Source organism: Tateyamaria omphalii, from assembly GCF_001969365.1.
In the GTDB taxonomy this organism is placed as follows: Bacteria; Pseudomonadota; Alphaproteobacteria; order Rhodobacterales; family Rhodobacteraceae; genus Tateyamaria; species Tateyamaria omphalii_A.
This window is the reverse complement of record NZ_CP019312.1, coordinates 2,126,600-2,151,936: the sequence shown is the minus strand read 5'-3', so window position 1 is coordinate 2,151,936 and position 25,337 is coordinate 2,126,600. Positions and strand designations below refer to the sequence as shown.

Here is a 25,337-nt window from a genome sequence, read left to right as displayed (position 1 = left end):
AATTATGACCTCAAAGGGTCAAGACCCGTACAAGGCGGCAAGGCACAGGTAGATCGCGAGTGTGGGGCCCAAGGCGAATCCCATGGGGAATTTGCGGCCTTCCTGGCTCCAGCTGGCCCAGTTGGGGGCGAAGTTGCGCAGGGGTGTCCGCTTGGCGATGGTGTGCGCGGCATAGGCCGCCAGCAGGACGGCGGCAAAGAGCGCCATGAGCGTTCGGATGTCGCCCAGGGCGACGTAGGGGGCGGCGGCGGCGAGGAATTTGGCGTCACCGGCCCCCATCGCGCCTGCGGCATTCAGGATGATGCCCGCCACCAGCACGATGCCCAGATATGCGAGTTGCCACAGATATGCGTCGAACGGGTAGAGGAACGGGCCCATCACGGCGAAGACCGCGGCCATTGTCAGGACCGTGGGATTGGTGATCCGCATCTCTGCCAGGTCCGTGTAGGCCACATAGAAGCAAAGCGGGACAAGCAATGGCAGAAACCACAGCGCGACCGAGGCCGAGAGTGCCATGTCAGATTACCCGTTCGAGACGTTGTTTTCGAGCGCGCGGAGCGAGCGCACGGCGGCCTCGAAATGCTGGGGGTGCGTTTCGATGGCGTCGCGCAAGAGCCCCTTGCCGGTTTGCAGATCGCCCTGTTTCACGGCGGCGAGGCCCAGCGTGTGCAGAAGCTGCGCGCGTTCGGTCTGGTCCATGGGGATCACGGGCAGGGCGTAGTTCCCTTGGGCGCCGCGGGCGAGGATCAGGTTGTTCTTGGCCGTGAAAAGGCTGGGGTCCTGCCGGATCGCGTCGGTGAAGAGCCGTTCGGACTCCTTGAAATCGCCGCGTGTCAGCTTGGAATAGCCCCAGTTGTTCAGCACGCCGGAGGGCCGTGTCGTCAGGCCCACGGCGGTTTCGTAGAAGCTGTCCGCTTTCTTCCATTCCTGGTTGCTGTCGGCAATGAGCGCCTCGAGCCTGTAGCGTTTGAAGGTCTCGACCGTGGGCGGGACCTTGTCCAGTTCCTCCTCGGCGCGGGCCCAGTCGCCTGCGCGCAGGAGGGCGTCGGCATAATCGACGCGGTCATCATTGGTGACGCCGTTCATCTCGACCAGCTTGGCATAGGCCGAGGTCGCTTCGGTATAGCGTTTGGCGCGGACGAGGCTGGTGGCAAGGCCGCGATGCGCGTCGATGCGGTCGGGGTTTTCCTTGACCGTGCGATTGAAGTAGGCGACCGCCTCGTTCGGGTCGGCCACGGTCAGCATCACGTCGCTGAGGTTGCTTTCGTCCACGACGTTCACGTCCTGGAACGCGCGTTCGACGGTTTCGTCGGCGTTTTTCTCACCGCACGCAGCAAGGGCCGTCATGCCTGCGAGTGAGACGGCCAAAATCACGGAGTGGCGCATGTTTGCGTCCTTTTTCCTGCTCGTTCGCGCCGTGCTTGTGCTGCCCGGTCGCATCCCTTTTCAACACGCCAAACAGCGCAGCCTCGGGCCCACCCCAGAGTGGGCAAATCAAGATGCAGTGCGGATCAGAAAGTCACTGCTGCCTCGACGGACCAGTTTATACTGGCTCTCATTGACGGGCACGGTATCAGAATTTTCGGATTTTGCGAGTGCTAAGCGTAAATTATCCCGAATAAGTGTGCTTTCTCCGTCATCGAGGGCGAAGGCGCGGCGGAAGATCTGGATTGCTTCGAACGTCTCGCCCCGTTCCATCAGCACGACGCCGAGGTTGTTGAGGTCCTCGGGGTAAGGGTCGTATTCTGTCGTGGCACGGCGCAGGAGCTTTTCGGCCTGGTTGAGACGGCCGAGACCCAGGTTGGCTGTCCCGAGCCCTGACAGGATTTCGGCATCAAAGCCGCCCCGGTCCAGTGCTGCGCGGTTGAACGAGCGGATGGCCAGTTCAAACTCGCCCGCGGCGATCAGGCGGTGGCCCACCTCGACCCCGTCGACGCCCTGTGCGCGCCGGTCGATGCCCGGTGCGAAGGGGCCGGTCTGGGAGGCGTCGATGCGCGGCTCACCACAGGCGGACACTGCGAATGCGAGGATCAGGGCCAGAGCGACCCGCATGCCTGTGATCATGGTGGGCGTTGCCACGTTGCTTGAATTGACTGCACCGCGCGGACCGTACGGTCGCGTGGTGCAGCACCTGTAGCACGGGTTGGGGCGCGGGCCTAGTTGCCAAGCGTGTTCAGGTTGCCCAATTGCGTGATACCGTGTGCGGAAGGACCCACAAGGATCAGCAGAAGGGGCGGTACCGTCAGCATCATGGTGGCCAGCGTCATCTTTGTGGGCAGCTTGTTGGCTGCTTCTTCGGCGCGCATGACGCGTTTGTCGCGCATTTCGCCCGCATAAACTCGGAGCGCTTCGGCGATGGACGTACCAAAACTGGACGACTGGATCAGCACGGTCACGAAACTGGACACGTCCTGGACGCCGCAGCGTTCGCCCATGTCGTTCAGAACGTTGACCTTGTCCTTGCCCGCTTTCATCTCGTAGCTGACGACCGAAAACTCGTGCGCCAGCGCGGGGTAGGAGGCTTGCAGTTCGAGCGCGACGCGGTTGATTGCCTGATCCAGCGATTGGCCCGCTTCCACACAGACCAGCAGCATATCGAGCGAGTCCGGGAATCCTTGGGTGATCTCCTCTTGCCGTTTGCCGACACGCTTGTTCACCCAGTATTGCGGCATGTAATAGCCGATGCCGCCGGGGCCGAGCGTGAACATGATGATCTTCTGGGTGCTCATGTTGTCCGTGCCAACGACGAAGTTGGTGTAGACGATGCCGAGGAGCAGACCGGCAACGCCAAGGATGAATTGAGCGGCGTGGAACATGCGCACCGCGTCGCGCGACTGGTAGCCCGCCTGGCGCAGCAGAAGCTGGCGCTTGGACATCTCTTCGACATCCTCGGGTTCGAGGAATTTCGAGAACCGTTCAAGCTGTTCGTTGCGCGCGCCCTGGCGCAGCCGCTCTTTCTGCGGGCCGGTGGTGACCACGCCCTTTTCCGCCTTTTTCAGCTTGGTCAGGGGGTCTTCGGGCTGTTTGAGCATCATGATCACGACGATCACGATCATCATCAGGCCAAGCACACCGGCAATCACGATTGGCCCGAGCGGGCCAAGGATGTCTGTCATCGGTTGCAGCAGGGCGTCCATCGTTCGGTTCCTTACACTTTGATGTTGGTCAGGATGCGCATCACGATCAGGTTGGCACCCAGAAACAGGCCCACCGCGATACAGGCGGGGATGAAGTAGGCGTGGTCGCGCACGTCGTCATAGTAGTTCGGGTCGGTCACGTTGATCACGATCAGCGCCACGATGGGGAAGGCCGACAGGAACTTGCCTGACCACTTCGCCTCGGCCGTGATCGCCTTGACCCGGCGGAAGAGACGGAACCGCGCCCGGATCACCTTGGCCAGACCGGCCAGGATTTCAGCGAGGTTACCGCCCGATTGCTGCTGGATCGTCACGGCGACGGACAGGAAGCGCAGATCCTGCATGTCGAGCCGTTCGGCCATGTCCTTGAGGCTTTCGCCCACGTCGCGGCCAAAGGCGGCTTCGTCCGAGATCAGTCCGAATTCCGAGGCCAGCGGATCCTTGACCTCTTTGGACACGATCTGGATGGCCGAGCTGAAGGGGTGGCCCACGCGGAGTGAGCGCACCATGAGCTCAACGGCATCCGGCAACTGCTCTTCGAGCATGCTGAGGCGTTTGTTCGCCTTTGACGAGACCCAGAAATACACCGCGCCGATGCCGATGCCGACCGAGAGCAGGATGCGCACCGGTGTTTCGGTGTCTGTTCCGACGCTGAGCCCGATGAAGGCCACGACCGAGAGACCGGCCATGATCAGGATGAGTTGTTGCGGGGTGAAGGCGATGGCCGCCTTTTGCGCCTTTTCCGCGAGCAGCGAGTAAAGCGGGATGGACCGCGCGCCCATGTGCTGCTGCATCTCCTTGCGGAGCTGTTCCAGCACCTCCTCGCGTCGGCCGCCGGCCTTGTTCAGCATTTCGAGCCTGCGGTTCACGCGGCTGTTGAGGCTGATGGATTTGCCGAAGGCCACGAGGTACAGCCCCTCGACAAGGACGAGGACGCCGATGAAGATCAGGCCGTAGATGATTGGTTCTGCGCTCATATCTTCGGTTCCTTATTGTGCCGCGACGGGTTCGTAGATCGACGCGGGCAGGTCGTAGCCCCAGAGGCGGAAGCGTTCGGAATAGTGCGAGCGCACGCCGGTGGCGGTGAAATGGCCGATGATCTTGTTGTCGGGCGTCAGGCCCACGCGCTGGAAGCGGAACACTTCCTGCATGGAGATGACGTCGCCCTCCATCCCGGTGATTTCGGTGATGGAAGTCATGCGGCGGGACCCGTCTTGCAGGCGCGAGGCTTGCACGATCAGGTTCACGGCCGACGAGATCTGGGACCGGACCGCCTTGATCGGCATTTCGATGCCCGCCATGGCGATCATGTTTTCAAGCCGCGAGACGCCGTCGCGGGCGGAGTTGGCGTGGATTGTGGTCATCGACCCGTCGTGGCCGGTGTTCATGGCCTGGAGCATGTCGATCACTTCCTCGCCCCGTGTCTCACCCACGATGATGCGGTCGGGACGCATCCGCAGGGCGTTTTTCAGACAGTCGCGGGGCGAGACCTCGCCCTTGCCCTCGACATTGGGCGGGCGGCTTTCCATGCGGCCCACATGGGTCTGTTGCAGCTGGAGTTCCGCGGTGTCCTCGATTGTCAGGATGCGTTCGGCGTTGTCGATGAAGGATGACAGCGCGTTGAGCGTGGTCGTTTTACCCGAACCGGTACCGCCAGACACGATCACGTTGAGGCGTGTGGCGACCGCGGCTTGCAAATATGCAGCCATTTCTTCGGTAAACGCGCCGAAATTGACCAGATCATCGATGCCAAGCTTGTCTTTTTTGAACTTCCGGATGGAAACGAGGCTGCCGTCGACCGCGACGGGCGGCACCATGGCGTTGAAGCGGGATCCGTCCTGCAAACGGGCGTCGACATAGGGGTTCGATTCGTCCACACGACGACCGACGGCGCTCACGATCTTGTCGATGATGCGCAAAAGGTGGCGTTCGTCCTTGAACGTGATGTCGGTGAGTTCCAGCTTGCCGGACCGTTCTACAAAGATCTGTTGCGGGCCGTTGACAAGAATATCGTTGACGCTTTCGTCTTTCAGCAGCGTTTCGAGCGGGCCGAGGCCCGTGACTTCGTCAAAAAGTTCCTGGTTGAGGGTCTGGCGATCCTCGCGGTTGAGGATGATGTTCTTTTCCGTCAGCACCTCGGTCGAGATGGCGCTGATTTCCTGGCGCAGATCCTGTTCGCTGGCGTGTTCGAGGGCCGCGAGGTTCAGGTTGTCCAGAAGCGCGCGGTGCAGTTCGAGCTTGATCTCGCCCATCCGCTCCTTGCGCTTGCGTTCCTTGTCCATGGGGGTGACGGTTGCGGGCTTGGCCGACGGATTGGCCTTGCGCGCGATTTTATTCGGTGCGTCGGCCTTTGGCAGTTCCGCGACCTTTTCTTCGGGTGCGGGCGCGGCCGGTTTTGGCGCGGCTTTTTTGTATTTGGAAAACATCGAGAGACCCCCGGATTGTCGGATCACGCCGCTTTGGCGTGGTCCTCGCTGAGTTCGTGAATGGAGGCTGCGAGCTTCGCGATTTCGCGGCGCAGCGGGTTCTTGGTGGCCGAACTGGCCAGCGGCACGCCGTGGTCGGCGCCCTGGCTGATCGGCTTGCCGCCGTCGGGCAATTGCACCTCGACCGAGATGTCGAGGCTTTCCGACAGGCGCTTGACCCGCGCCTTGCCGCCCAGATCGGTGAATTTCGGCGCGCGGTTCAACACATAGCGCAGCTTTTCGATGGGCAGTTCCTCGGATTGCAGGGCGCGTTTGAAGCGCAGCGCGTTCTGCGCCGAGCGCATGTCCATTTCGAGCGTGGTGAAGTAGAGATGTGCGGCCGTCAGGACCGTTTCTGTCCACTGCACGAGGGTTGAGGGCATGTCGATCACCACATAGTCGAAATGCGCACGGGCCATTTCAACGATGCGGCTGATGTCTTCGGCTGTGACCAGGTCCAGCGGGATCATGTCCGACGGGGCGGTCAGCACCTGGAGCTTTTCCTCGAATGTGAGGAGGGACTGGCCAAAGATCTCTTCATCCATGCTTTCGGTGTCCGACAGCATTTCGAACACGGCCTCGCGGCGGGGCAGGTCGAGATAGGTGGAGGCGGTGCCGAACTGCATGTCGAAGTCGAGAAGGCAGACCGACGGGGTTTCGCCCTCGCACAGGAGTGCCAGTTCCCAGGCGAGGTTGACGGCCAGCGTGGTGGCACCGGTGCCACCCGCGACGCCGTGGCAGACGAACACCGCGCCCTGCTTGTCTACACCGGACTTGAGGTTTGCGGTCCGGTCCGTGTCTGCGGGCTGCGGATGTGCTGCAGCTTGCAGCCGGTCGATGGCCTGCTGCAATTCACCTTCGGGCAGAGGGTAGGGGACAAATTCGTCCGCACCCTGACGCAACAACTGATGCAGGGCGGCGGGCGTCACATCCTCGGCAATCAGAATGACCTTGATGCCGCGCGACTTTGCTTGCGTGATGATCTCCCCCAACAGGACAAGGTTTTCCTCATCCTCTTCGTCCAGGGCAAGGGCCACGAATTCCATCGCTTCGGCTTCGGGTTGGTTGAAGAAGGCCAACGCCTCCGCAAAGCCGAGATCGCCCCATGATTCCCCAAGTGCGTGTTCCATATCCTCGATCAACAGGTCGAAATTCTGCACATCGCGGCTGATGGTGCAGGCCGTGATCGGGGCCGTTTCCGGTTGTGGCATTACGCTGCTCATTGCCCACTTTCCCTTTGTTCAAAGAGCGTGCCCCCCTGGAATGCTGTTTCAGCAGGTGGGGCGGGCGCTCTCGCCCGGTTGTTTTCACCGAGCATAGGTGTCCTCGGGGGAGTTGTCGCAGCGAATTCAGGCGAGATTTGGGCCAAAAAACTCCAATTGTTTGGTATCTCAAAACGATAAAGGGTCCGCGGACATGATTGTCTGCGGACCCTTCACATAATTTTTGCGGGTTTATTCGCCGGTTTGGAACTCGCTGCCGCTATTGCCGGTCAGCCCTGTGCGGGCGACGCCGGACTCGACATAGTCGCGGTAGATGATCTGCGCGTACTTGCCATCCAGCACGGTGGGATGCGATTTCACGAAGCCGCTGACCTCGGTCACGGTGCGGCGGTTGCGGCGTTCGCGGCCCTGCGTGACGATCAGCGGTTGGGTTTCGCCAAAGGACGCCACCGCTTCGAGCCGGGACCGGCTGATGCCTTGGGTCGTCAGGTAGTGTACGACCGCGTTCGCGCGGGCAAGGCCAAGCCGTTTGTTGTAGGCGGCAGAGCCGACCGCGTCGGTGTGTCCGTAGACGCGGAAGCGGATTTCGGGGAACTGCCGGATCCAGAGCGCCTGTTCGCGCAGCGCATCGCGTGCGCCTGCATCCAGTTGTGATGAGTTGAAGGCGAAGTTGACTGTCGTGCCAACCTCGGACGCGAAACGTTGGGCCAAATCAAAGGTGTATTGGCGTTCGCCCGTCAATAGCAGGGTGTTGTTGGCCGTCGCGTTGCCGAATTGGCCGGTGTCCACCAAAGAGCCCGCTTCGCGGTAGAACTGTGTGTAGACCGGGTCGTTGGACGGGCCACAGGCGCCAAGGGCGAGGGTGCCTGCCACTGCAACGGTGAAAATCGGTTTCATGACCCTGTCCTTAGTCCAACACGTAGCCATATGAGCCGGAGAAGTCCTGTTTGGCAACCTCGCCCGCAGCACCCTGTTTCGGGGCGCGCGTGCCGGCGGCAGTGCGGCCATAAAGGAACAGATCCCGTTCGCTTGGCGGTTTGATCCGGTCGGTGGGCAGCGCCAGGGCGTCGCCGCGAACGGGGGAAACAAGGTGCGCGGTGATGATGATCACCAGCTCCGACTGGTCCCGCTGATACGAGGCCGAGCGGAAGAGCGCGCCCAGTACCGGCACATCGCCCAGCCAGGGCAGCTGGTTGTTGTTGTCGATGAAGTTGTCTTCCAACAGGCCCGCGATGGCAAAGCTTTCACCGTCGCGCAGTTCCACCGTGGTCGCCGTTTCGCGGACGCTGAAGGCGTCAACCGTAAAGCCGTCAACCGTGATGCCGTTTGTCGGGTCGATGTCGGACACCGTCGCCTCAAGTTCCAGGTTGATCAGGTCCTTGTCGACGACGCGCGGGATAAAGTTGAGCTGGATGCCGAATGGCTTGAACTCAATCGTGATCACGCCGTCTTCCTGGGCGACGGGGACGGGGTATTCGCCGCCTGCCAGGAAGCGCGCCTCTTGCCCTGAGAGGGCCACGAGGTTCGGTTCCGCCAGTGTGCGCACAACGCCTTTGGTTTCAAGGGCTTCCAGCAACAGGCCCACCTGGGTGTTGCCCGCGTTGAAGCCGAACAGGATCGCGCCCGCATTGGCGTTCGAGGCTGGCACGTTGCCCGCAAGAGTATTGGTGATCGCGGCCTGGCCGACCGTTGTGCCGTTACCACCGCTCAGGCCCACGTCACCCGACAGGATCGTGCCGCCAAGCGACAGCGACGAGCTGAGCGATTTCGACACAGAGCGGTTCATTTCCGCAAAACGCACCTTGAGCATCACCTGCTGGATGCCGCCGACGCTCATCAGGTTGCTGACGCGCCCTTCGGCGTAGCGTTCAGCAAGGTCGAGCGCGCGTTGCAGGCGCGACGCGGAAGATACGATGCCCGACAGCACGATACCGTCATTGGCGGTTCGCACTTCGATCTTTTCGCCGGGCAGGATCTGGCGCAGCCGTTCCTTGAATTCCGAGATATCCGCCGACACCCGCACGTTCACATTGGTGATCAGGCGCCCGTTGCCATCCAGCAGCGTCAGGGTTGTCAGGCCGGGGGCCTTGCCCAGCACATAGATCGTGCGGTCACTTAAGGACGAGATATCCGCAATCGCGGGGTTCGCGATGCTCAGTTCGGCGAATGCCGTGTCACTTTCCACAACGACCGCGCGATTCATCGGCACGTTCAGCGTGGCTTCGGTCGATTTGCGCACCACCCGCAGGTTTTCCGCCTGGGCGGTTTCCGCGATGGGACCTGCAGCAAAACACAGCCCCAGCAGGGCCGCTTTGAAAATTCCGTCAATGTTCATGTGACCTGCCTTTTTGATCACGCCTCTGTGCCGGGTCTTGGTGCCCGCGGTTTTAAGCACCATGCGGCAGTTTGGATTTTTTTGCAAGAATCAACGACTTCAGGTGATTCTTTTATGTGGATAACAAGCAACAGGGGGACATATGGAACCGGCGCCACCAAAGGTGACGCCGGGCATAAGTGCTTGAAAACGAGGGATCAGTTTGTGCAGGGGATCGGGATCTGCACGACCTCGGCCCCGCGACGGGTCCGTATTGAACAGGTCTTTTCCTCTTCAATCTCGACCTTGACCTCTTTGGTTTCGATGCCGAGCAGGGCGCGTTGGTCCACTTCGATGGCGCCTGCGACCGTGTCATCTTCGGCCCCGACAAGGGACAGGGAGAGGCGACCTGTCGATTGCGCCTGGGCCAGCTTGGCAACCTGGGCCGGGGCAACGGCGACGGTTACTGTTTGCGCGATTGTTGCGCCGTCCAGATCGCCAGCTGCATTCTGGTCGATTGCGATCAGCTTGATTGCGGGTTGGATCAGCTTGGTCACTTCGCCCCGTGCGCCGCCAAGGTCCTTGCCCACGCGGCCTGTCCAGTAGACATCGACCCGGTCACCGGGACGCAGGAAGCCGGACACGCCCGAAGCCACGTCCACACGGATGGCAAATGCCCGCATACCCCGTTCAAGACGTGAGGTCAGCCCCGCCTCTTCGCCGGGCTTGGTCACTTTGACAGCAAGGATCGCTTCGTTCTTTTCCATTGTGCGCAGCACGACGCGCTGTGCGGTCACGCCCTCGGGAAAGAGGGGGTTTTCGGTTGTGAATGCGCCTTCGGGCAGAGCAGTTTCGGGCCAATCGACCTTGCGCACGTCCTCTTGGGTCAGCGCCTCGCCGTATTTCAATTGACGCTCGGCCACGTAGATCGGGACGGTTGGCACGATCTTGTCACGTTGGGCCCGTTCGGCAGCCAACGCCGTCTGATATTGCCCGATGTAATTCTTGGCCATGTACACGGCGCCACCTGCCAGGGCGATCCCAGCCAGCAAAACCAATCCAAATACCATTCGCATTTCAGCACCTCATTGATAGGATTCCTGTCCGGATCGGACGGAACCTCTTGCGACCTGCCTGACAGCAGATTGTGGCGATTTGTGGGAAGAGGTGAGGAAGGTCAGGGGCAACCGGTGTGACCTGTCGCCAGACGCAGAAGGCCCACCACGATCTGCGGCAGGCTATTGTGTGTTTCGCTGTATCTGGAACCCGGGATTTATTCGGTGAAGAACTGGCTTTCGAGATAGGTGTCCACGTTGCCCGCTATCGCCAGCGTGCCGGAATTCATGCCGTAAATGACCGCGATGGCGAGACCGACAACGGCGGCACACAACACAACCCAATCTACAGTGACCGCACCGCGTTCGCTGGTTTTGAAAGTGGTCAGGAAACGGTTCATGGCGGACCTCTTTAACGACACTGTAATGTCTTTGGGTGCAAAAAGGGGCCGTGTCCGGATATGGTCACGGCCCCTGTCATCAGACGGTTACGCCTGAATATTATTCGGCAGCAGGGATACCGATGGAGCCAACAGTCTGGCCGTCCAGGAATGTTTCGGTGGCTGCGGTCAGGTCGGATGCACCGGAGTAGATCGAGCCGTAAGCAGCAATTGCCAGGCCAACCACGGCTGCGGTCAGAACAACCCAGTCAACCGTCACGGCACCGTTTTCGTCTTTGCGGAAGTTTTTGATGAACTTGATCATGATTTTGTCCCTCCAAAGGATCAGTAGATTTGCGTTTCAACCTTGCCAGCCTTGGTGGGCCACTCTCTCTCTGGCCCGTGTCCGACTTGGTATGCCGCTATATAGTCGGGGGATTGGGGCACGAATTTGGCGGGTTATTGGGGATTTCGCGTCGCCCTCGAATTTTTTTGCGGAAAATTAGTAACATGCTGAAAAATATAAAAAAAATTTGAAGCGTGGTATGTAATTCGTGTAATTTTCGTTAATCCGGACTGCAAATGTGGCAGCTTTGCCATTTTCTAAACCCTCGGACTGGCCTGAAACGCCGATTTCTGCAATATTTGCTGCGATGTCCGCCAAAAGAGCGGGCGCAGATCGAGAGCAGTCCTATGGTTCGTTTGTCCGTTGTCGCCCTGACGGCGTTGGCGTTGTCCTTTGGGAGCGCCGCCGCGCAAGACCCGCCGCCGTTCAAGGACTTTTCGGCCAAACGGGTCAAGCCGCCGAAGCCGGGTTCAAAACGCTTTATCACCGTGCAGATCGAACCGGAGGCCCCGGAAGCCGAACCGGCGGCTGTCCCGCCCGGCAGTCCAGCGGTCGCGCCAAGCGCGCCCTCAACGCGCTTTGACTGGTTCTGGAATGACGTCTCTCCGGCGCTGGATCAGGCCGGGCCGGGGCGCCTGGACCAGGCGCTGCGTGCGCTTGCCCGGGCCAAACAGCCGGTGCCGGTGCCGCGGTTGCAACAGATGCAAACGCTCGCCCAGGCCCAGGGGGTCGAGATCCTCAAGGCGACGATCGGCACGGATGTGTCGCCTGCGCTGGTCCTTGCCGTGATGATGGTCGAGTCCGCGGGGCGTGTCGACGCCACGAGCAGCGCGGGTGCGCAAGGGCTGATGCAGCTGATGCCTGCGACCGCCGATCGCTTCGGGGTCAAGGACAGCTTTCTGCCCGAGCAGAACATCACTGGCGGGGTCAAGTATCTCGACTGGTTGATGGACAGGTTCGACCGTGATCCGGTGCTGGTCCTTGCGGGTTACAATGCGGGCGAGGGAGCCGTGAAAAGCCACGCTGGCGTGCCTCCGTATTCCGAAACACGGGATTATGTGCCGAAGGTGCTGGCGACGTTTCAGGTGGCCAAGGGGTTGTGTATTACGCCGCCGGAACTTGTGACCGATGGCTGCGTGTTCGCCGCCATGAATTGACGTGCCCGGAATTTAACAAAAATGCCGGTCCGTTTTCTGTGTCAGAAGACGGCGCGGTGTCACACGTTGAATGCGTCGGCCCAGTCGGGGTGCATTGCGCGTTGCGCATTGACGAAGGGGCAGAGCGGCACGATCTTCCATCCTTCGGCACGTGCGTCTTCGACCAGGCGTTTCACGAGCGCCTGGCCCGCGCCCGTGCCCCGCATCGCATCCGGCACGCCTGTGTGATCTGCGATGCGCGTCTGCGGCGACAGGATCGAATAGGTCAGTTCTGCCTCTGCCCCATCACGCGTCAGGACATAGCGACCCTTTGAACCGCTTTCTTCGCGACGGATGTCGACCTTAGACAAGTGTGGCTTGCGTAGCGCCGCGCAGCTCGTCCTCGGTCACGCCATCGGCCACCTCGACGATCTTGAGACCGCCATCGACTACGTCAAGCACGCCAAGGTTCGTGATGATGCGGTCTACGACGCCCTTGCCCGTCAGGGGCAGGGTGCATTCCTTGAGCACCTTGCTGTCGCCGTGCTTGTTGGTGTGGTCCATGACCACCACGACGCGGCCGACACCCGCGACGAGGTCCATGGCACCGCCCATCCCCTTGACCAGCTTGCCCGGGATCATCCAGTTGGCCAGATCACCGTTTTCAGCGACTTCCATCGCCCCCAGGATCGCCATGGCGATCTTGCCGCCACGGATCATGCCGAAGCTCTGCGCGCTGTCGAAATACGCGGTTTGGGGCAGTTCGGTGATGGTCTGCTTGCCCGCGTTGATCAGGTCGGCGTCTTCTTCGCCCTCAATCGGGAAAGGGCCCATGCCCAGCATGCCGTTTTCGGATTGCAGGGTCACCTCGATCCCGTCGGGGATGTAGTTGGACACCAGCGTCGGAATCCCGATCCCGAGGTTCACATACCAGCCGTCTTCCAATTCCTGCGCGGCACGCGCCGCCATTTGGTTGCGATCCCAGGGCATCAGTCGTCCTTATTCGTCGGTGAGTGCCGCGCCTGCTGGCACGTCGATGGTGATAAAACTTCCCGCGGCACCGCGGCCGAGATGCAGTGTGCCTTCCAGCCCTTCGATCAGGCCGGACACGATGCGACCGCCCACGGTCTTGCTGTCGGGCCATTCCATGTCGGCGGGAATGCCCACGCCGTCATCGGCCACGATCAGGCGCAGGCCGCCCGCGCTCAGCCGGCTCATTCGCACTTCGACCAGGCCCATGTCGATCCGGTCAAAGGCGTGCTGGAAGGCGTTGGTGAGCAATTCGGACAGGACAAGGCCGACCCGGGTTGCCGTCTCGATCGGCACTTCGAGGGATTCGATCTGCAAGGTCACGCGGATGCCCGAGCGTCCTTCGATATGTGCAATGGCGGCGGCCAAGCGGGACAGGTAGCTGCCCATCTGAATGCTGTCGCGGTTGGATTGCTGATCGCTCAGCTTCATCTCTTCGTAGAGAAGTTGCAGTGTTTCGATCCGGCGCGAGAGGGCGGCAAAGTCCTCTGGGACCGACGTGCTGCCGGATTGCTGACGGATCATACCGATGATCATCGACAGGTCGGAGGCGACCCGGTTCTGGATCTCGATCAGCTGGGCGTTGATCTCTTCGGCGCTGGTCGACATTTCGTTGCCGCGCAGTTCCTTCTGGATTCCGATGAAAAACTGCGTCTTGCCCCGGTTGTCCTGGACGGGCGCCACGATCAGGCGGTTCATGAACGGCTCGCCGTTGGCGCGGTAGTTCAGGATGTCGACCGTTACGCTTTCTTCGGCTTCGATGCCTGCGCGCAGCTTGTCCACGTCCGCCTTGCGCGTGTCGTCGCCCTGCAGGAACCGGCAATTCCGCCCGATCGAGGCGGATCGCGCATAGCCGGTGGACCGTGTAAACGCCTGATTGACGTACACGATCGGATTGTCCTCGAGATGAGGATTGGTCACCACCATGGACACCTGTGCCCGGGTGAACCCCTCAAAGGATTTGTCGTCTTCCAGCAGTTCTTCGATGGTGTCAGGCATGGCCTGGCTCCTTACGCGGCGCGCGTTGTCCGTTGTTCGATGCGCTTTTCGTGTTCGCCCTGGATCAGGCGGTGGACGTAGATGCCCGGCAGGTGGATGTGGTCGGGGTCCAGGCTGCCTGTCGGGACGATTTCCTCGACCTCGGCGATACAGACCTTGCCGCACATCGCAGCGGGCGGGTTGAAGTTGCGGGCGGTCTTGCGGAAGACGAGGTTGCCCGTTGCATCCGCTTTCCACGCCTTGACGATGGACAGATCGGCAAAGATGCCCTCTTCCATGATGTAGGTTTCGCCGTTGAAATCCTTGTGTTCCTTGCCCTCGGCAATCACCGTGCCGACGCCGGTCTTGGTATAGAAGCCGGGGATGCCGCAGCCACCCGCGCGCATCCGTTCAGCCAAGGTGCCTTGGGGATTAAACTCAAGTTCCAGTTCGCCCGACAGGTACTGGCGCATGAATTCGGCATTCTCGCCCACATAGGACGAGATCATTTTCCTGACCTGGCGGGTCTGCAGCAGGATGCCGATCCCGAAATCATCGACGCCTGCGTTGTTCGAGGCAAAGGTCAGATCCTTTGTCCCGGCATCCTTGATCGCGTCGAGCAGAAGTTCGGGAATACCGCACAGACCGAACCCGCCCGCTGCGATGAACATGCCGTCAAACAAGAGCCCATCCAGCGCTTCGGTGGCAGAGCCGTATATCTTCTTCATCTATTTCCCCAACAGGCCCGGTGGCAGAGCATTCACTGTATGCGTTAGTATGTGAATGTATGCACGTTCAAAGTCAACTTGGTCAGCGATGGCAGCGGTATACTACGCCTCATCTGCGTGCGTGACCCTTGGGGTGTGAGATATTTCATAAAAAGGGCATTCCACGCCAAGGAAATGCCCCGAAGGTTTGGGCCTCTTAGCGTTCTGCGTAGGCGTTCGCCGTGCCATTCAATCCTGCACGCATGAAAGGGCCGAAATCGTCGCGCAGATACCGGTTGATGGCCGGACGGGCGACAAAAATATTCGGCTTGATGTTGTAATCCCACGTTACGTGAACCGTGTCGCCCCGCTGCTCAAAGGTGAACTCGCCCTTGATGTGGTCCACCACCCTGCCCGCAGGCGCGGTTATGTCCCAAATCTGATAGGTGAAAGCGGTCGGAGTGTTGGTCAGAACCCGTTCGTGCACACTGTGACCGCCCGCCAGATCGACGCGGCGGACGGCGCCCGGTTCCGGCCAGGTGCCGGACAGCACCTGAATGCCTTCAATGGCCGGGATGGCTTCGGTTGGGGTGACGAAGTCGGTGATCGGGTTTTGATCCATGAAGGCGCGCACCTGACCCACCGTCCCTGTGAAGGTCGCTGTTTCGGTATTGGTCAGGTACTTGGTGTCGCGCGCCAATCCGGGGGGCGGCGGGACGTCCGCGATGTCTTCTGCAAAGGTAAGGTTGGGCATGTTCAAGGGCGCGATACTGCCCGCGACGGAACCCGTGGCGAACGGCAGGGTGATCAGGGCAAGGGCAAAGGCGTGACGTGAGGACATGACAGATCTCCATTATACGATTCTCGCAGTAAAAGATGCGAATATCGTACTAAATGGATTGTGCCCTTGTGGATTCAAGTGGTTTTGGAGACAAAACCGACATGGCCAAAGACTCCGAACTGTTGGAACACGTGCGGACGCTGATGCGTGTCATGCTTGTCAGCGAACGCACGCAGCCCCAGCATCAACACGTCATTCGCTTCAATGCGTTGGATTTTCATACACTCGGCATGCTGCGCCAAGGGGCGCCGGTGCGCGCCACGGCCATCGCGGATGCCTTGGGCATTGCTCCCACGACCATAAGCAGCGTCGTGTCCCGCCTGATCAAACGCGGTTTGATCATCCGCGCCCAAAGCGCAGACGACCGTCGGGCCTTTGATCTGAGCCTGACCGACGAAGGTCGCGAAATCGCCGAAGCGATACACCGCCAGGACCTGCGCAACATGAATTTGTTTCTGTCTGCCCTGGACGATGAAGACCAGAATCGTCTGCTCGATATCCTGGGGCAGGTCGTCCGGCGGGTCGCCGAGCTTGAACAGAAGTCAGGCTGACTTTTTCTTGGCTGCCGTTTTTTTCGGGGCGGCGGTCTTGCGCGCCGTTTTCTTTTTCGGCGCCTTTTCGGCAATCAACTGTACAGCCATCTCCATGGAGACATCCTGAGGTTCCGTCCCCTTTGGAATGGTCGCATTCACCTTACCCCACTTTACATAGGGGCCGTACTTGCCCTTCATGACATTGACGGGGCCGCCTTCGTCCGGGTGTTCGCCGAGTTCGTGCAGCGGTTTGGCCGCAGCACCGCGCCCACCCCGACTGGCGACCTTTTCGGCCAGCAATTGCACGGCGCGGTTCATCCCGACGGTCCACACCTCGTCGATGCCCTCGAGGTTGGCATTGGTGCCTCCGCGATCCGAGGTGCTTTCGGCGTGTTTCAGATAGGGGCCGTAGCGCCCGATATTCGCCCAGACCATCACGCCATCTTCGGGATGTGGCCCGATTTCGCGGGGCAGGGACAACAGCATGACGGCGCGGTCAAGTTCCAGGTCTTCGGGCACCCAATCCTTGGGGATCGACTGGCGGGGCGGCTTCTTGTTTTCTTCGGTCACTTCCCCGCGCTGGACGTAGGGGCCAAAGCGACCCTTGAACACCCGGATCTCGTCGCCCTGATCCTCGCCCAGCAGCTTGCCTTCGGGCGGAATGGCACTGGCCTCCGCCTCTGGATCCGGCGGACCGAAGGGGCGGGTGTAGCGGCATTCGGGGTAGTTCGAGCAGCCAATGAACGCGCCACCGGACCGGGCCGTGCGCATGGACAGGCGGCCGACCCCGCAATTTGGACACAGGCGCGGATCGCCCCCGTCTTCAAGCGGCGGGAACAGGTGCGGCTCCAGCACCTCGTTGATCTTTTCCAGCACCTCGGTGATGCGCAATTCGGAGGTTTCTGCAATCGCAGCGCTGAAATCCTGCCAGAAGCGGCCGAGCACGTCCTTGTAATTGCGGTCGCCCGCGCTGACGTCGTCCAGCTCTTCCTCAAGGCCCGCAGTGAAGTTGTAGCCCACATATTTACGGAAATAATTCTCGAGGAATGCAATGACGAGCCGCCCCTTGTCCTCGGGGATCAGACGGTTGCGGTCCTTGCGCACGTATTCGCGGTCCTGGATCGTCGTGACGATACTGGCATAGGTCGAGGGGCGGCCGATGCCCAACTCTTCCATGCGCTTGACCAGTGTCGCCTCCGTATAGCGGGGCGGGGGCTGGGTGAAATGCTGTTCTGGCGTGACCGACCGCTTGTCCGCAGGCTCGCCCTCGCTCAGTTGCGGCAGGCGCTTGTCGTCGTCATCGACCACATCGTCGTCGCGCCCTTCCTCATAGACGCGCAGGAACCCGTCAAACAGCACCACCTGGCCGGTCGCACGCAGGCCGACCTGTCCGTCATCGCTGCCAATCTCGACCGTGGTGCGTTCGAGCCGCGCGCCTTCCATCTGGCAGGCAAGGGTCCGCTTCCAGATCAGGTCATAAAGCTTGCGCTGGTCATCATCCGAGATCTTGAGGCTCGCGGCATCCTTGGCCATGTCCGTGGGGCGGATGCACTCGTGTGCCTCTTGCGCGTTCTTGGCCTTGTTTTTGTACATGCGCGGGCTCGACGGCACATAGTCGGCGCCATAGCGATCTTTGATCGCGTCGCGGGCGTTTTGAACCGCCTCCGGCGCCATGTCGATGCCGTCGGTCCGCATATAAGTGATGTGGCCCGCCTCATAGAGCCGCTGGGCCGACGACATGCACTGACGGGCACCCATCCCGAACTTGCGGCTGGCCTCCTGTTGCAGGGTCGAAGTCATGAACGGGGCAGAGGGGTTGCGGGAGGCGGGTTTCGCCTCGACCGACTGGATCTTCAGATCGCGGCTGGTGATGGCCTGCTGGGCCATTTCGGCGGCGGTCTGGTTTTCCAGGTCGTATTTCTCGAGCTTCTTGCCCGCGAGACTGACGAGCCGCGCCTCGTATTCCTGTCCCCGCGGGGACGCGAGCACGGCCTTGACGGACCAGTATTCGCGGGCGCGGAAGGCCTCGATCTCCATCTCGCGTTCAGTGATCAGGCGCAGGCACACGGATTGGACCCGGCCTGCCGATTTTGCACCGGGCAATTTACGCCACAGAACGGGCGACAGGTTGAAACCCACCAGGTAGTCGAGCGCACGGCGCGCCAGATACGCCTCGACCAGAGGCATGTCGACCTGGCGCGCGTTCTTCATCGCCTCGGTTACAGCCGCCTTGGTGATGGCATTGAAGGTGACGCGCTTGACGTCCGTGTCCTTCTTGATCGACTTTCGCTTGGTCAACGCCTCTTGCAGGTGCCAACTGATGGCTTCGCCCTCGCGATCGGGGTCAGTGGCGAGGATCAGCGCATTGTCGTCTTTCAGTGCGTCGGCGATGGCCTTGACGTGTTTCTTGCTGTCAGAGGCGACCTCCCACAGCATATCAAATTCGTTATCCGGATCGACGGATCCGTCCTTGGGCGGCAGGTCGCGCACGTGGCCGTAGCTGGCCAGAACGGTGTAGTCGCTGCCGAGATATTTATTGATCGTCTTGGCTTTGGCTGGGGATTCGACAACGACGACGGGCATTAACGGAGTGACCTCGGACCTGAAAATTTGCTGCTCTATGGCGGCGCAACATGTGGGGTGCAAGGGCGGAATGTCAACAAGCGCACTCTGAGTGCGATCAACTGGCGCGGGTCAGAAGGCCGCCGGGCGCGCGGTCAATGCTGCCGTCGAGTTCCAGTTCGACAAGGGCAGGAGCGACAGTCGCCGTAGGCGCGCCAATATCCCGGATCAACTGATCCTCCGCGACCGGAGACGGGCCGAGACGGGACAGGATTTGTTGGTGCAGCGCTGCGGTTTCCTGGAGGCTCCTGCGGTCTTTGGGCAGCTGTTCCGGCACATCGAGTGGCAATTCGGGCGCTGGCCTTGGCACGATCGGCGTCAGCGCTTCGATCACGTCGGCTGCGTCGCGGATCAGTGTCGCGCCGTCCCGGATCAGCATGTTGCACCCCGATGCCCGCGCGTCCATCGGGTGGCCAGGGACCGCCAGCACGTCGCGGCCCAGATCAAGGGCGTCCCGTGCGGTGATCAGGCTGCCCGATTTTGCAGCAGCCTCGACCACGATGGTGGCGCCGGAGAGACCCGAGATGATGCGGTTGCGTGCCGGAAAGTGTCGCGCCATCGGCTGCAGGCCCAACGGCTGCTCACTGATCCGCGCGCCGCGCGCCGCGATGTCCTCGGCCAGCTTGGCGTTTTCTGCCGGGTAGATGGTGTCGACGCCGCCCGCCTGCACTGCGACCGTGCCACTATCGAGTGACGCAAGATGCGCGGCGGCGTCCACGCCGCGCGCCAGTCCGGAGACAACGACATATCCTTCGGCGCCAAGGTCTCGGGCCAGCGCACGGGCCATGCGCGTCCCGAGGGATGAGGCATTGCGCGCGCCGACCAGCGCGATCATGGGGCGTTGAAGCAAATCAGTGTTGCCGAGCACCCATAGAAATGGCGGCGCATCGGACATCTCGTTCAGCGGCGCAGGATACAGATTATCGCCCTGCGCAATCAGGCGAGCGCCGAGTGCGCGACCGGCGGCCAGCTCGGCATGAATGACGCCCTCGGGACATGGTTTGTAATTCTCAACGCCGGCGGCGCGCGCTACCTGAGGCAGCGCGGCCAGCGCATTTTGCGCGGTGCCGTGTTCAATCAGCAGTCGTTTATACGTTGCAATGCCGACCCGGCGTGAGCGCAACAGACGGAGACGCGTGAACTGGTCGTCTTCCGAGGTGGGTGGGAGTGGGGGGTGAGTGGAAGAAGGATGGGTATCCTTTTCAGTCATCCGTGGCTCCGTCCGTTGCTGGTATTGTTGTAGATTCGACAAGGTTAACAACGCATGAACAGGCGGGCCCGGATTGCAGCTTGCTCGCCTAGGGGTTGATTTGACTTGGAAAAATTTTCCAGAAAACCTTTGATTGGAACAGATGTGGAACAATATGGTCGCCTCGCCCTCCCCGAAAATGGCGAGGGGGCGGCCAAATCACTGTGTTATTTGACATATCTGAATTCGGAAACGACTCAGGCCGCAGACCCTCCAACCGTCAGCCCACCGATCATCAGCGTCGGCTGACCGACGCCAACCGGCACCCACTGACCGGCCTTGCCGCAATTTCCCATGCCCGGATCCAGGGCCATGTCGTTGCCGATGGCGCGGATCTGCTTGAGCGCGGTGGCGCCGTCGCCGATCAGGGTCGCACCCTTCACCGGCGCGCCCACCTTGCCGTTTTCGACGCGGTAGGCCTCGGTACAGGAAAAGACGAACTTGCCGTTGGTGATGTCAACCTGACCGCCGCCGAATCCCACCGCATAGATCCCGTCCTTCAGATCGGCCACGATGTCATCTGGCGCAGTATCACCGCCCAGCATGTAGGTGTTCGTCATCCGCGGCATCGGGGCATGGGCATAGCTTTGGCGTCGCCCGTTGCCCGTCGCCTTGACACCCATGAGGCGCGCGTTCTGCCGGTCCTGCATGTAGCCGACAAGAATGCCGTCTTCGATCAGGGTGTTTTTGGCCGATGGCGTGCCTTCGTCATCCACCGTGATGGATCCGCGCCGATCCGGGATCGTGCCGTCGTCCAGCACGGTCACGCCCGGGGCCGCGATCCGCTCGCCCATCAGCCCGGCAAAGGCGGAGCTGCCCTTGCGGTTGAAATCGCCCTCGAGCCCGTGGCCGATGGCCTCGTGCAGCAGGATACCGGGCCAACCGGGGCCAAGCACCACGTCCATCACGCCAGCTGGGGCAGGGACGGCATCGAGGTTCACCACGGCCACGCGCAGCGCTTCGCGTGCCTTGGCCTGCCAGTCATCACGGTCAATCAAACCATCAAGGCCGACGCGCCCGCCGCCCCCGGCGCTGCCACTTTCGCGCCGCCCGTTCTGTTCCACGATGACAGAGATGTTCAGGCGCGTCATGGGGCGCACATCCCGCACCGAATGGCCCTCGGGGCGCAGGATCTCGACCTCCTGAATGGAGGCGGCAAGGGAGGCGGACACCTGCACCACCCGCGAATCAAGGTCGCGCAGATATGCGTCGATCTCTTTCAGTGTTTCGAGTTTGACCGGGAAGCTCGCCCCGGCAATGGGATCGTCAGAGGTGTAAAGCTGCGTGTTCGTCGGTTGGGGCGCGTCAGCGAGCGTACCTCCACCCGCACCCACGGCCAGACGTGCGGTCTCCGATGCGCGGCGCAGTGCCTGTTCTGAAATTTCGGTGGAATGCGCATATCCCGCGACTTCGCCCCGCACTGCGCGCAGGCCGAAGCCCTGTGCGGCATCATAGCTTGCGGTTTTCAGGCGCCCGTCATCATAGACCAGCGCTTCGGACCTGCGGCGTTCCAGAAACAACTCGCCATCGTCCGCCCCCGCTGTCGCATCGCGCAAAATTTGCAGGGCCACGCTGCGATCAATGTCGTGATCCAGCGGGGCGAAAGGGGCGTCGTTCATCTGGTATACTCCGGTATGCAGTGGGGCGTTTCGCCACGGCAAGCGTCCGTTTGACGCGCCCCTTACGTCTTTATCTTGCAGTCAGAATATGATTGTAACTGGCAACAATACAACGGGAGGCGGAAGCAGTGCGCATTGCGGCCTTTCTTCCCACTCATGATGATCACGCAAGATCAGGACGACCAGATGAAAAAGCTTTTCTCGATTTCGGGTGTGCTGAGCGCCCTTGCCGCCGCCCCGGCCTGGGCCCAGGACGGGCTTGAGGTGATTGGCCGCCCCGTCGACGGGGGTATGGGCTTCCAACCGGCTGCGACGGAAATCGCCCGCCGCCTGCAATGGCTGGATGGCATGATCCTGGTGATCATCACCCTGATCACGTTGTTCGTGACGGGCCTGCTGGCCTGGGTCATCGTGCGCTACAATCGCAAGCGCAACCCAGAGCCTGCCAGCTTTACCCACAACACCCCGGTTGAAATTGCATGGACCGTTGTTCCGATTGTGATCCTGGTCTTTATCGGTGCGTTCTCGCTTCCGACGCTGTTTCACCAGCAAGAGATCCCCGAAGGTGACGTGACGATCAAGGTCACCGGCTACCAGTGGTTCTGGGGCTATGAATATGTGGATGAGGACATCTCGTTCGACAGTTACATGATTGGCGCGCCGGCGACCGAGCCGCTTGATTCCGAGATGCCCTACAATTACGCGATCAACGACGAGGTGCGCGCGCATCTTCAAGAGGCTGGCTATTCCGAACAGGATTTCCTGCTGGCGACCGACACAGCGGTTGTTGTGCCCGTTGGCAAGACCATCGTGATGCAAGTGACGGGCGCAGATGTGATCCACTCGTGGACGATCCCGGCCTTTGGCGTGAAGCAAGACGCCGTGCCAGGCCGTCTGGCCGAACTGTGGTTCCAGCCTGAAAAGGAAGGCATCTACTTTGGCCAGTGTTCGGAACTGTGTGGTATCGCGCACGCCTACATGCCGATTGCGGTCAAGGTGGTGAGCGAAGACGCCTACGAGGCGTGGCTCGACGCCAACCGCGAGGGCGGTGACTACGTCGATGTGCGGCAAGTTCTGACCAACTGATAATGCGCTTGCGCGGCGGGGCTATCCCGCCGCCCTTGTCTTAGGATCAACGGGAACGTGATGACCGACATCAGCTACCAGACGCAAAGCTACGAGGACGAAGCGTCCCTGGGCGATTATTTCGCGCTGCTGAAACCGCGTGTTATGTCGCTTGTGGTCTTCACGGCGCTTGTCGGTTTGCTGGCGGCGCCCGTTTCTGTGCATCCGGTCATAGCATTTGCGTCCATCCTGTTCGTCGCAATTGGGGCCGGGGCATCCGGTGCGCTGAACATGTGGTGGGATGCTGACATCGACGCCGTGATGAAGCGGACGTCGAAACGGCCCATCCCCGCAGGCAAGGTTACACCGGACGAAGCCAAGGTGCTTGGCGTCGCCTTGTCAGGCATGTCCGTGATGATGCTGGCGCTCAGCGCCAACCTGTTGGCGGCTGGTCTGCTGGCATTCACCATCTTCTTCTACGCGGTTGTTTATTCGATGTGGCTCAAACGCTCGACGCCGCAGAACATCGTGATCGGCGGCGCTGCCGGTGCGTTCCCGCCGGTGATCGGCTGGGTGATCGCAACCGGGTCCATGTCGGTTGAGGCATGGTTGATGTTCGCCCTGATCTTTATGTGGACGCCGCCGCATTTCTGGGCGCTGGCCCTGTTTATGAAGTCGGATTACGATGACGCGGGCGTCCCCATGCTGACAGTGACGCACGGGCGCAAAGCAACGCGTTTGCACATTCTGGTCTACACCGTCCTGCTCGTCGGTCTGGCCGTTGGCACGGCGTTCACGGCGATTGGCGGGCCCGTCTATCTTACGACCGCAATCATCCTGAACGCACTTTTCCTTAAAGGTGCGTTCGACATCTGGCGCCGGGATGAAGCTGTGGCTGAGGCTGACAGCTACCGCGTCGAAAAGGCGTTCTTTAAGCTGTCGCTTCTATACCTTTTCCTGCACTTCGGCGCGATCCTGGTTGAGGCGATGTTGCCCGCATCCTGGGGGATCTGGGCATGAGCATTCGCGCCGAACATGAAATCCACCAGCGCCGCAAAGGGCGCAATGTGGGCGTGGGGCTGATGCTGGCAGGGTTTGTCATCCTCATCCTTGCGCTCACGTTTGTGAAAATCACGGGCGGAGACTTCGAGCTGCCCCGGATCGAGGAGCAACAATGATGCGTCTGGAAGGTCCAACGAAAACAGTGGCACAAACCGTCGGTCTGGTTCTCGTCATGGGCGGGCTCGCCTGGGCGTCGGTCCCTTTCTACGACTGGTTCTGCCGCGTCACCGGCTTTGGCGGCACGCCGGGCGTGTCCGAAGTGGCGAACGAAGACATCCTGGATCAGACGATCAAGGTCCGCTTTGATGCCTCGCTCGAGCGGCACATGCCGTGGCAGTTCACGCCGGAAGTGCGCGAGATGGAATTGCGCATCGGTGAGACCGGCCTCGCGTTCTACGAAGCCTACAACCCCACGGACAAGCCTGTGGCCGGATCAGCCAGCTACAACGTAGCCCCTTACGAGGCAGGCGGCTTTTTTTCGAAGATCGACTGCTTCTGCTTTGAAGAACAGGTGCTGCAGCCGGGCGAGCGGGTGATGATGCCCGTCACCTTCTATGTCGATCCCGAGATCGTCACGGACCGCGATGCGAAATACGTGCACACGATCACGCTGAGCTACACCTTTTACCAAATCGACCTGCCCGACGGCTATGCCGCGCTGGAGCAGGCGGAAGACACAAACCTGAACTAAGGGACGGACAATGGCCCACGCAAAAAATCACGACTACCACATTCTTGCGCCATCAACCTGGCCCTTGTTGTCGGCGCTGGCCGCATTCACCATGCTGTTCGGTGCTGTTGCCTGGATGTCGGGCGGCATGACAATCTTCTTCAAAGCCATCGAATTGAGCGGGCCCTGGCTGTTCCTGATCGGCTTTGTTGCGGTCCTTTACACCATGTTTGGCTGGTGGGCCGATGTGGTTGCCGAAAGCCGCATTGGCGATCACACGCCCGTTGTGCGGATCGGTCTGCGCTATGGCTTCATCCTGTTCATCATGTCCGAAGTGATGTTCTTTGCCGCGTGGTTCTGGTCGTTCTTCAAGCACGCCATGTACCCGATGAGCGAGTATGTCGGGTCAGAGTACCTGCAGCCGGAAATATACCACGTCGATGCGTTCCACCTGCCGCTGATCAACACGCTGATCCTGCTGTTGTCGGGCTGTGCAGTCACCTGGGCGCACCACGCGCTGGTGCATGGCGGCGCGCGCAAGGACGTGGTGAACGGTCTGGCCATCGCAGTGGTTTTGGGGCTCTTGTTCACCTTCTTCCAGGCGTATGAATATTCCTATCTGCTGTACCAGGGCTGGGAATTCGGCGGTGACAAGTTCTTCTCGAACTTCTTTATGGCAACAGGCTTTCACGGCGTTCACGTGATCATCGGCACCATCTTCCTTTTTGTGTGCCTGCTGCGGGCGATGAAAGGACACTTCACCGCCGAAAAGCACATTGGGTTTGAGGCCGCCGCATGGTACTGGCACTTCGTCGATGTGGTGTGGCTGTTCCTGTTCTTCGCCGTGTACATTTGGGGCGTCGGCACGATGCCGGGCCTCGACCACTAAACCGCGTCACACGCAAC

At 60.9% G+C, this 25,337-nt stretch carries 27 protein-coding genes; 7 read left to right on the top strand and 20 right to left on the bottom strand.

Features of this window, described 5'->3' with window-relative positions; genetic code table 11:
* Positions 1–18: 18 nt before the first annotated feature.
* The 12 genes from BWR18_RS10685 to BWR18_RS10630 all read right to left on the bottom strand — a co-directional run bounded on the left by BWR18_RS10685 (position 19) and on the right by BWR18_RS10630 (position 10,899).
* Positions 19–516, bottom strand: a complete 498-nt coding sequence (locus tag BWR18_RS10685; protein ID WP_076628119.1) for a prepilin peptidase — start codon at positions 514–516, stop codon at positions 19–21.
* Positions 517–522: 6 nt separating this feature from the next.
* Entirely contained in the window at positions 523–1,386 is an 864-nt protein-coding gene (locus tag BWR18_RS10680) for a tetratricopeptide repeat protein (protein ID WP_076630252.1), read from the bottom strand.
* A 108-nt stretch (positions 1,387–1,494) separates the two neighbouring features.
* On the bottom strand, positions 1,495–2,064 hold the full coding sequence (locus BWR18_RS10675; protein WP_076628117.1) for a tetratricopeptide repeat protein: 570 nt from the start codon (positions 2,062–2,064) through the stop codon (positions 1,495–1,497).
* Positions 2,065–2,156: 92 nt separating this feature from the next.
* Positions 2,157–3,137: a type II secretion system F family protein gene (locus tag BWR18_RS10670; protein ID WP_076628116.1), complete on the bottom strand. Its 981-nt coding sequence runs from the start codon at positions 3,135–3,137 to the stop codon at positions 2,157–2,159.
* A gap of 11 nt (positions 3,138–3,148) precedes the next feature.
* Positions 3,149–4,114, bottom strand: a complete 966-nt coding sequence (locus BWR18_RS10665; protein ID WP_076628114.1) for a type II secretion system F family protein — start codon at positions 4,112–4,114, stop codon at positions 3,149–3,151.
* 12 nt (positions 4,115–4,126) lie between these two features.
* Positions 4,127–5,563: a CpaF family protein gene (locus BWR18_RS10660; RefSeq protein WP_076628112.1), complete on the bottom strand. Its 1,437-nt coding sequence runs from the start codon at positions 5,561–5,563 to the stop codon at positions 4,127–4,129.
* Between the two features lie 23 nt (positions 5,564–5,586).
* Positions 5,587–6,825, bottom strand: coding sequence for an AAA family ATPase (locus BWR18_RS10655; protein ID WP_076628111.1), 1,239 nt, complete (start codon positions 6,823–6,825; stop codon positions 5,587–5,589).
* Between the two features lie 231 nt (positions 6,826–7,056).
* Positions 7,057–7,722, bottom strand: coding sequence for an OmpA family protein (locus BWR18_RS10650; protein WP_076628109.1), 666 nt, complete (start codon positions 7,720–7,722; stop codon positions 7,057–7,059).
* A 10-nt stretch (positions 7,723–7,732) separates the two neighbouring features.
* Positions 7,733–9,160, bottom strand: a complete 1,428-nt coding sequence (locus tag BWR18_RS10645) for a type II and III secretion system protein family protein (protein ID WP_076630251.1) — start codon at positions 9,158–9,160, stop codon at positions 7,733–7,735.
* Between the two features lie 197 nt (positions 9,161–9,357).
* Complete coding sequence (gene cpaB, locus BWR18_RS10640; protein WP_076628108.1) at positions 9,358–10,215, bottom strand: Flp pilus assembly protein CpaB; 858 nt, start codon at positions 10,213–10,215, stop codon at positions 9,358–9,360.
* 197 nt (positions 10,216–10,412) lie between these two features.
* On the bottom strand, positions 10,413–10,595 hold the full coding sequence (locus BWR18_RS10635) for a hypothetical protein (protein WP_076628106.1): 183 nt from the start codon (positions 10,593–10,595) through the stop codon (positions 10,413–10,415).
* A gap of 100 nt (positions 10,596–10,695) precedes the next feature.
* Positions 10,696–10,899, bottom strand: a complete 204-nt coding sequence (locus BWR18_RS10630; RefSeq protein ID WP_076628105.1) for a Flp family type IVb pilin — start codon at positions 10,897–10,899, stop codon at positions 10,696–10,698.
* A gap of 368 nt (positions 10,900–11,267) precedes the next feature.
* On the opposite strand from BWR18_RS10630, the gene BWR18_RS10625 reads away from it, so the two are divergent.
* Positions 11,268–12,077, top strand: a complete 810-nt coding sequence (locus BWR18_RS10625; RefSeq protein WP_076628103.1) for a lytic transglycosylase domain-containing protein — start codon at positions 11,268–11,270, stop codon at positions 12,075–12,077.
* Between the two features lie 59 nt (positions 12,078–12,136).
* On the opposite strand, the gene BWR18_RS10620 is transcribed toward BWR18_RS10625, so the two are convergent.
* From BWR18_RS10620 to BWR18_RS10600, 5 genes are all read right to left on the bottom strand, one after another.
* Positions 12,137–12,427 (bottom strand): GNAT family N-acetyltransferase, encoded by a 291-nt coding sequence (locus tag BWR18_RS10620; protein WP_076628102.1) that lies wholly within the window; start codon positions 12,425–12,427, stop codon positions 12,137–12,139.
* Positions 12,420–13,046: a 3-oxoacid CoA-transferase subunit B gene (locus BWR18_RS10615; RefSeq protein WP_076628100.1), complete on the bottom strand. Its 627-nt coding sequence runs from the start codon at positions 13,044–13,046 to the stop codon at positions 12,420–12,422. The genes BWR18_RS10620 and BWR18_RS10615 overlap by 8 nt, the downstream gene beginning before the upstream one ends.
* 9 nt (positions 13,047–13,055) lie before the next feature.
* On the bottom strand, positions 13,056–14,084 hold the full coding sequence (locus tag BWR18_RS10610; protein ID WP_076628099.1) for a PAS domain-containing protein: 1,029 nt from the start codon (positions 14,082–14,084) through the stop codon (positions 13,056–13,058).
* Between the two features lie 11 nt (positions 14,085–14,095).
* Complete coding sequence (locus tag BWR18_RS10605; protein ID WP_076628097.1) at positions 14,096–14,791, bottom strand: CoA transferase subunit A; 696 nt, start codon at positions 14,789–14,791, stop codon at positions 14,096–14,098.
* Between the two features lie 196 nt (positions 14,792–14,987).
* Positions 14,988–15,611 carry an SRPBCC family protein gene (locus BWR18_RS10600; RefSeq protein ID WP_076628095.1) on the bottom strand — a complete coding sequence of 208 codons (624 nt, stop codon included), beginning with the start codon at positions 15,609–15,611 and terminating at the stop codon, positions 14,988–14,990.
* Positions 15,612–15,712: 101 nt separating this feature from the next.
* Between BWR18_RS10600 and BWR18_RS10595 the strand changes: the two genes are divergently transcribed.
* Positions 15,713–16,162 (top strand): MarR family winged helix-turn-helix transcriptional regulator, encoded by a 450-nt coding sequence (locus tag BWR18_RS10595; RefSeq protein ID WP_172839375.1) that lies wholly within the window; start codon positions 15,713–15,715, stop codon positions 16,160–16,162.
* Here BWR18_RS10595 and topA read toward each other — a convergent pair.
* The 3 genes from topA to tldD all read right to left on the bottom strand — a co-directional run bounded on the left by topA (position 16,154) and on the right by tldD (position 21,634).
* Complete coding sequence (gene topA, locus BWR18_RS10590) at positions 16,154–18,727, bottom strand: type I DNA topoisomerase (RefSeq protein ID WP_076628092.1); 2,574 nt, start codon at positions 18,725–18,727, stop codon at positions 16,154–16,156. The genes BWR18_RS10595 and topA overlap by 9 nt on opposite strands.
* A 97-nt stretch (positions 18,728–18,824) precedes the next feature.
* A complete protein-coding gene (dprA, locus tag BWR18_RS10585) occupies positions 18,825–19,976 on the bottom strand; it encodes a DNA-processing protein DprA (RefSeq protein ID WP_076628090.1) in 1,152 nt (383 codons plus the stop codon).
* Between the two features lie 236 nt (positions 19,977–20,212).
* Positions 20,213–21,634 carry a metalloprotease TldD gene (gene tldD, locus BWR18_RS10580; protein WP_076628088.1) on the bottom strand — a complete coding sequence of 474 codons (1,422 nt, stop codon included), beginning with the start codon at positions 21,632–21,634 and terminating at the stop codon, positions 20,213–20,215.
* A gap of 186 nt (positions 21,635–21,820) precedes the next feature.
* Here tldD and coxB point away from each other — a divergent pair, with 186 nt between their 5' ends.
* Genes coxB through BWR18_RS10555 form a run of 5 tightly spaced genes read left to right on the top strand, consistent with a single transcriptional unit; the run spans position 21,821 to position 25,320 of the window.
* Positions 21,821–22,720, top strand: a complete 900-nt coding sequence (gene coxB / locus BWR18_RS10575) for a cytochrome c oxidase subunit II (protein ID WP_076630250.1) — start codon at positions 21,821–21,823, stop codon at positions 22,718–22,720.
* Between the two features lie 60 nt (positions 22,721–22,780).
* The gene (gene cyoE, locus BWR18_RS10570; RefSeq protein WP_076628086.1) at positions 22,781–23,719 is read left to right on the top strand and encodes a heme o synthase; all 939 of its coding nucleotides are present in this window, start codon (positions 22,781–22,783) and stop codon (positions 23,717–23,719) included.
* Positions 23,716–23,877, top strand: coding sequence for a cytochrome C oxidase assembly protein (locus BWR18_RS10565; RefSeq protein ID WP_076628085.1), 162 nt, complete (start codon positions 23,716–23,718; stop codon positions 23,875–23,877). Before cyoE ends, BWR18_RS10565 begins: the two co-directional genes overlap by 4 nt.
* Positions 23,877–24,452, top strand: coding sequence for a cytochrome c oxidase assembly protein (locus BWR18_RS10560; RefSeq protein WP_076630249.1), 576 nt, complete (start codon positions 23,877–23,879; stop codon positions 24,450–24,452). Before BWR18_RS10565 ends, BWR18_RS10560 begins: the two co-directional genes overlap by 1 nt.
* Before the next feature lie 10 nt (positions 24,453–24,462).
* Positions 24,463–25,320 (top strand): cytochrome c oxidase subunit 3, encoded by an 858-nt coding sequence (locus BWR18_RS10555; protein ID WP_076628083.1) that lies wholly within the window; start codon positions 24,463–24,465, stop codon positions 25,318–25,320.
* Positions 25,321–25,337: the final 17 nt, after the last annotated feature.